Source organism: Teichococcus deserti (assembly GCF_001982615.1).
GTDB classification, from domain to species: Bacteria; Pseudomonadota; Alphaproteobacteria; order Acetobacterales; family Acetobacteraceae; genus Pseudoroseomonas; species Pseudoroseomonas deserti.
In genome coordinates this window covers 1-5,347 of record NZ_MLCO01000082.1, presented here as the reverse complement: position 1 = coordinate 5,347, position 5,347 = coordinate 1, and the positions used below count along the sequence as shown (strand labels likewise).

General features: G+C 72.5%; 6 protein-coding genes. 1 reads left to right on the top strand and 5 read right to left on the bottom strand.

Annotation, left to right across the window (positions count from 1 at the left end; genetic code table 11):
- Positions 1-889: tripartite tricarboxylate transporter substrate-binding protein (locus tag BKE38_RS10370; RefSeq protein ID WP_131829556.1), on the top strand; the 889-nt coding region annotated here is incomplete at its 5' end.
- On the opposite strand, the gene BKE38_RS10365 is transcribed toward BKE38_RS10370, so the two are convergent.
- From BKE38_RS10365 to BKE38_RS10345, 5 genes are all read right to left on the bottom strand, one after another.
- Complete coding sequence (locus tag BKE38_RS10365; protein ID WP_076957244.1) at positions 886-1,476, bottom strand: DedA family protein; 591 nt, start codon at positions 1,474-1,476, stop codon at positions 886-888. The two genes, BKE38_RS10370 and BKE38_RS10365, sit on opposite strands and share 4 nt — an antisense overlap.
- A complete protein-coding gene (locus tag BKE38_RS10360) occupies positions 1,473-2,990 on the bottom strand; it encodes a tripartite tricarboxylate transporter permease (protein ID WP_076957243.1) in 1,518 nt (505 codons plus the stop codon). The genes BKE38_RS10365 and BKE38_RS10360 overlap by 4 nt, the downstream gene beginning before the upstream one ends.
- Positions 2,990-3,439: a tripartite tricarboxylate transporter TctB family protein gene (locus BKE38_RS10355; RefSeq protein WP_076957242.1), complete on the bottom strand. Its 450-nt coding sequence runs from the start codon at positions 3,437-3,439 to the stop codon at positions 2,990-2,992. The genes BKE38_RS10360 and BKE38_RS10355 overlap by 1 nt, the downstream gene beginning before the upstream one ends.
- Positions 3,440-3,460: 21 nt before the next feature.
- A complete protein-coding gene (locus tag BKE38_RS10350) occupies positions 3,461-4,777 on the bottom strand; it encodes a sigma-54-dependent transcriptional regulator (RefSeq protein ID WP_076957241.1) in 1,317 nt (438 codons plus the stop codon).
- The coding region (locus BKE38_RS10345; RefSeq protein ID WP_131829555.1) for an ATP-binding protein at positions 4,774-5,347 on the bottom strand (574 nt) is incomplete at its 5' end. The genes BKE38_RS10350 and BKE38_RS10345, both read right to left, overlap by 4 nt.

Here is a 5,347-nt window from a genome sequence, read left to right as displayed (position 1 = left end):
CGGGGCGCCGCTGCGGTTGGTGGTGGCCTTCGCCGCCGGCGGCGCGGCGGACCGCATCGCCCGGCTGCTGCAGCCGCGGCTGGCAGATTTCCTGGGCCAGCCGGTGCTGGTGGAGAACCGCGGCGGCGGCGCCGGGCTGCTAGCGCTGCAGGCCCTGGCCGCCGCCCCGCCCGACGGCACCACCCTGCTGCTCGACGATGCTTCGCTGCTGATTTCGTCCTTGCTGCACGCAGGCGGAGAACCGTCGCCGGTGCAGCTGGCCGGCCTCGGCGCGGTGGCCGAGACGCCGCTGATCCTGGCGGTGCCCGCGGCCTCCGGCATCGCCGATGCCGCGGGCTTCCTCGGCCTGGCGCGGATGGCGGAGGCGCCGCTGCCCTATGGCTCGGGCGGGGTGGGCAGCGTCGGCCACGTCGCCGGCGCCCTGCTGGCGGCGCGGCAGGGGCTGGCGCTGGACCACGTGCCCTATCGCGGCGGCGGCGGCATCCAGCGCGACCTGGCGACCGGGCAGCTGGCGGCAGGCTTCGTCGGCAGCGCCAGCCTGGGGCCGATGGTCGAGGCCGGCCGCATCCTGCCCCTGGCCAGCAGCCATCCGGGCGGCGCCGGCTGGAGGGGCGCGCTGCCCGGCTTCGACGCGCTGGGGCTGCAGGGGATCGAGGCGCTGGGCTGGCACGGCGTCTTCACCGCCGCCGAGGCGCCGCGCGACCTGCGGCTGACCCTGACCGCGGCGCTGGGGGCGGCGACCGCCGATCCCGAGCTGCACCGCATCCTGGGCGGCTTCGGCGCCCGGCCGCTGCAACCCGATGCCGGGCACTTCTCTCAACACCTGGCGGCGGCAGAGGATTCCCTGCGCGGGCTGGTGCGCGAGGCGGGGCTGGCGCCGCGCGCCTAGGCCGTCCGGCGCCCGCGAACCAGGAAGAAGCCTGTCGCCGCCAGGAGGATCGCCAGGCCGGCCAGCAGCGCCGGCCCGTCCAGCGCGCCGGCGGCCCAGGCGGCGATCTGCCCGGGCAGCAGCACCACCGGCGCCCAGAGGATGGCCGAGGGGATATTGGCGCTCTGGAACCGCGCCATCGACATGCCCGACAGCCCGGCGATCACCGGCACAAAGGCGCGCAGGGGCGCGAAGAAGCGGCTGAGGAAAACCGCCCACCAGCCCCAGCGGCGGAAGATCAGCACCGAGCGCGCCTGCAGCCGGCGTCCCCGCGCCGGCAGGCAGCGCCGCGCCGCGCCCCGCCCCAGCCAGCGGACGAGAAGAAAGCCGCTGCTGTCGCCGAGCGCGGCGCCGGCCATGGCGGCCAGCATGACCGGCAGCACCGGCAGGGCGTCGAGCGCGATCAGCACGCCGACGCCCAGCAGGATCGCCGAGCCGGGCACGAAGAAGCCCAGCAGCGGCAGGGATTCGGCGAAGGCCAGGGCGAAGACCGCCGCCGGGGCCCAGGCGGCATGCGCCTCGACCCAGGCGAGCAGGGTTTCCGTCATCCGGCCGCCATGGCCAGCCGCGCGCGCCGCTGCGCCCGCACTGCGGCATAGAGCGACCAGGCCAGCAGCGCGAAGGTCACCGCCAGGAAGCTGGCGCTGATCGGCCGCGACAGGAAGACCATCGGATCGCCGCGCGACAGCAGCATGGCGCGGCGCAGATGCTCCTCCATCAGGGGCCCCAGGATGAAGCCGAGGACGAGCGGCGCCGGCTCGAAGCGCAGCAGCATCATGGCATAGCCGACCACGCCGAAGACCATGACGATCAGCACGTCGAAGGCGCTGTTGTTGACGCTGAAGACGCCGATGCAGATGAACAGCAGGATCGAGGGATAGAGAATGGCATAGGGGATGCGCAGCATCCGCACCCAGAGCCCGATCATCGGAATATTCAGGATAACCAGAAGAACATTGCCGATCCAGAAGCTGGCGACCAGGCCCCAGAACAGCTCGGGATATTCGGCCACCAGCCGCGGCCCGGGCTGGATGCCCTGGATGATCATGGCGCCCAGCATCAGCGCCATCACCGCGTCGCCCGGGATGCCCAGCGTCAGCGTCGGGATGAAGGCGGTCTGGGCCGAGGCGTTGCTGGCGGCCTCGGGGGCGCTGATGCCCTCGATGGCGCCCTTGCCGAAGCGCTCCGGCTTGCGGGCCACCCGCTTCTCGATGGCATAGGCGATGAAGGCGGCGATGGTGGTGCCCGCCCCCGGCAGCGTGCCGAAGAAGGAGCCGACGCCGCTGCCGCGCAGCATCGAGCGCCAGGACTGCCTGACGTCGTCGCGGGTCGGGATCATCGAGCGCAGCGTGATGCGCTCCTGCTTCTGCTTGGCCACGGCGCGCATGCGGGTGATGCTGCTGATCACCTCGGAGACGCCGAACAGGCCCATGGCCAGGGCGACGAGGTTGATGCCGTCGGCCAGCTGCGGGATGCCGAAGGTGAAGCGCTGCGCTCCGGTCTGCACGTCGGTGCCGACCATGCCCAGCGCCAGGCCCAGCAGCACCATGGCGATGCCCTTGGCCGGCGACCCCTGGGCCAGCGCCGCCGCCGCGATCAGCCCGAGCAGCATCATGGAGAAATAGTCGGCCGGACCGAAGGCCAGCGCCACGTCGGCCAGCGCCGGCGAGAAGGCGGTCAGGATGATGATGCCGATGGTGCTGCCGACGAAGGAGGCGACGGTGGTCATGAACAGGGCCACGCCGGCGCGGCCCTGCTTGGCCATCGGATAGCCGTCGAGGCAGACCACGGCCGCCGCCGGCGTCCCCGGCAGGTTCATCAGGATCGAGGCGGTCGAGCCGCCATATTGCGCGCCGTAGTAGATGCCGGCCAGCATGACCAGCGCCGCGGTCGGCGGCACATGGAAGGTCAGCGGCAGCAGCATGGAAATGGTGGCCAGTGGCCCGATCCCCGGCAGCACGCCGATGAAGGTGCCGAGGAAGACGCCGAAGAAGCAGTAGATCAGGTTCTGCAGCGCAAAGGCCTCGTTGAAGCCGAGCGCGAGGTTGCCGAGCATCTCCATCAGACGGGCCACCGGAAGGCGGCGACGGGGATGCCGAGGCCCTTGACGAAGACGCCGACGCCGATCGCCGAGAGCGCCAGGCAGAGGATGCCGAGCTGCAGCGGCTTCAGCTTCGGCTCGGCCAGCGCCGCGACCACGGTCAGCACCACGGTCGCCGGCACCAGGCCGAATTTCTCCACGACCAGCGCGAAGGCCAGCACCGAGAGGCAGATGGTGGCGAAGGGCCGCCATTCGGGCACCGGCAGGGTGCCGGCGCGGAACAGCGCGGGCACCGCGACCAGCAGGCCGAAGACCACCACCAGCACGCCGATGGCCATGGGCATGTAGCCCGGGCCCATGCGGCGCAGCGTGCCCATGGTCTGGCCGGCCGCCATGCTCATGAACCACAAGCCGCCCGCAAGCAGCAGCAGGCCGCCGATGACATCGGCCCAATCTTTCTTCGCGTTCAACAGGACGTCCTCCAGGGAGTATCAGCTCTTCAAACCGAGCCGCTTCATCCGCTCCCACAGCGTGGTGCGCGAGATGGCGAGCAGCTGCGCCGCATCGCCCAGCCGGTTGCCGCTGCGGGCCAAAGCCCGGCGGATATGCGCCCGCTCGGCCGCGTCGCGGGCGGCGGCGAGGGACAGCGGCGCCTCGGGCTCGGCGCGGCGTTCGGGGAAGAGATCGGCCGGCTCCAGCCGCGGCCCGTCGGCCAGCACCATGGCGCGCTCGATGCGGTTGCGCAGCTCGCGCACATTGCCCGGCCAGGGATGCGCCAGCAGCGCGTCGAAGCTGTCCGCGTTCAGCTGCGGCTCGGGGCGGTCGAAGCTGCGGGCGAAATGCGCCAGGAAATGCGCGGCCAGCTCGCCGAGATCCTCCGGCCTTTCCCGCAGCGGCGGCACGGTGAGCTCCACCACGGCGAGGCGGAAGAACAGATCCTCGCGGAAGCGGCCCTCCTCGACCCGGGCGCGCAGATCGGCGTTGCTGGCGGCGACCAGGCGCGCGCCGAGCGGCAGCGTTTCCCGCCCGCCCAGCCGGGTGAAGCAGCGTTCCTGCAGCAGCCGCAGCAGCTTGGCCTGGGAGGCGGGGCCAAGCTCGGCGATCTCGTCGAGGAACAGCGTGCCCTGGCCGGCCTGCTCGGCCAGCCCGAGCTGCCGCGTCAGCGCGCCGGTGAAGGCGCCGCGCTCATGGCCGAAGACCTGGCTTTCCAGCAGGTCCTCTGGAATGGCCGCGCAATTGACGGCGACGAAGGGTTTTTCCGCGCGACGGCTGACGTCGTGCAGATGGCGCGCGGCGACCTCCTTGCCGGCGCCGCTCTCGCCGCCCAGCAGCAGGGTGCTGTCGACCTGGCCGAGCTTCAGCAGATGCCGCCGCAGCCGCTGCATCGCCGGCGAGCGCCATCCCGCCTCGCCGGTCGGCGGCGGTGCCGGCGGCGCCCAGTCGGACAGGGAAGCAAGCTTGTCGAGCAGCAGCTGCGGCGGGAAGGGTTTTTCCACGTAGTCATCGGCGCCGGCGCGCAGCAGCCGCACGGCCTGCGCCACGTCGCCATGCGCGGTGATGACAATGATCGGCGTGCCGCCCAGCTCCGGCATCAGCCGCAGCAGCAGCGCCTCGCCGCTGCCGTCGGGCAGGCGGATGTCGCTGACGATCAGGTTGGGGCGGTGCCGGCGCAGCAGCGCCTCGCCCTCGCGCAGGCTGCGCGCCCAGTGCGTGGCGACGCCCTCCAGCGTCAGCCGCTGCACCAGGGATTCGCCCAGGACCTCGTCATCCTCGATCAGGACGACGGAACGCGACGGGGCGGCGTTCATGCAACCACCTCCGCGCGGGGAGGCACCGTCACGGTGATGCAGCTGCCCCCCGGACGCGGCGCCGTCTCGATGCGGGCGCCGAGCGCCGCGGCCAGCTTGCCGGCGATCTCGAGGCCCAGCCCGCCTTCCGCATCGGGCTCGCCGGAGAGGCGGCGGTCGGCATCGGCGGGAAGGCCGCCGGCCTCGTCCTCGACGCGGGCCTCGAGCGCGCCGTCCTGCATCCTGACCGTCAGCGACACCGCTTTCCCCGAAGGTGTCGCCGCGACGGCATTGAGCAGGAAATTCAGGAGAAGCTGGCGCAGGCGCAGCGCGTCGGTGGCAAAGGGCACCGGCAGATCGATGCGCCAGCCCAGCCGCACGCCGCCGCGCTGCGCCTCCGGCCAGACCAGCAGGCGCAGGTCTTCCAGATCCTCGGCCAGCAGCGGGCGCCGCTCGTCATCCTGGCGATGGTTGGCCAGCGTCGCGCGCACCACCGCCTCGATCTGCCGCAAGCCGCGCTCCACCAGGTCCAGCGCGCGGCCGCGCGGCTCCGGCGCATCGCCGAAGCGGCGGATGGTGTCGAGCGCGGTC

Coding starts and splice junctions, on each gene's coding strand:
- BKE38_RS10360 (WP_076957243.1), bottom strand. CDS start 2,990: ATGGAGATGCTCGGCAACCTCGCGCTCGGCTTCAACGAGGCCTTTGCG.
- BKE38_RS10365 (WP_076957244.1), bottom strand. CDS start 1,476: ATGACGGAAACCCTGCTCGCCTGGGTCGAGGCGCATGCCGCCTGGGCC.
- BKE38_RS10350 (WP_076957241.1), bottom strand. CDS start 4,777: ATGAACGCCGCCCCGTCGCGTTCCGTCGTCCTGATCGAGGATGACGAG.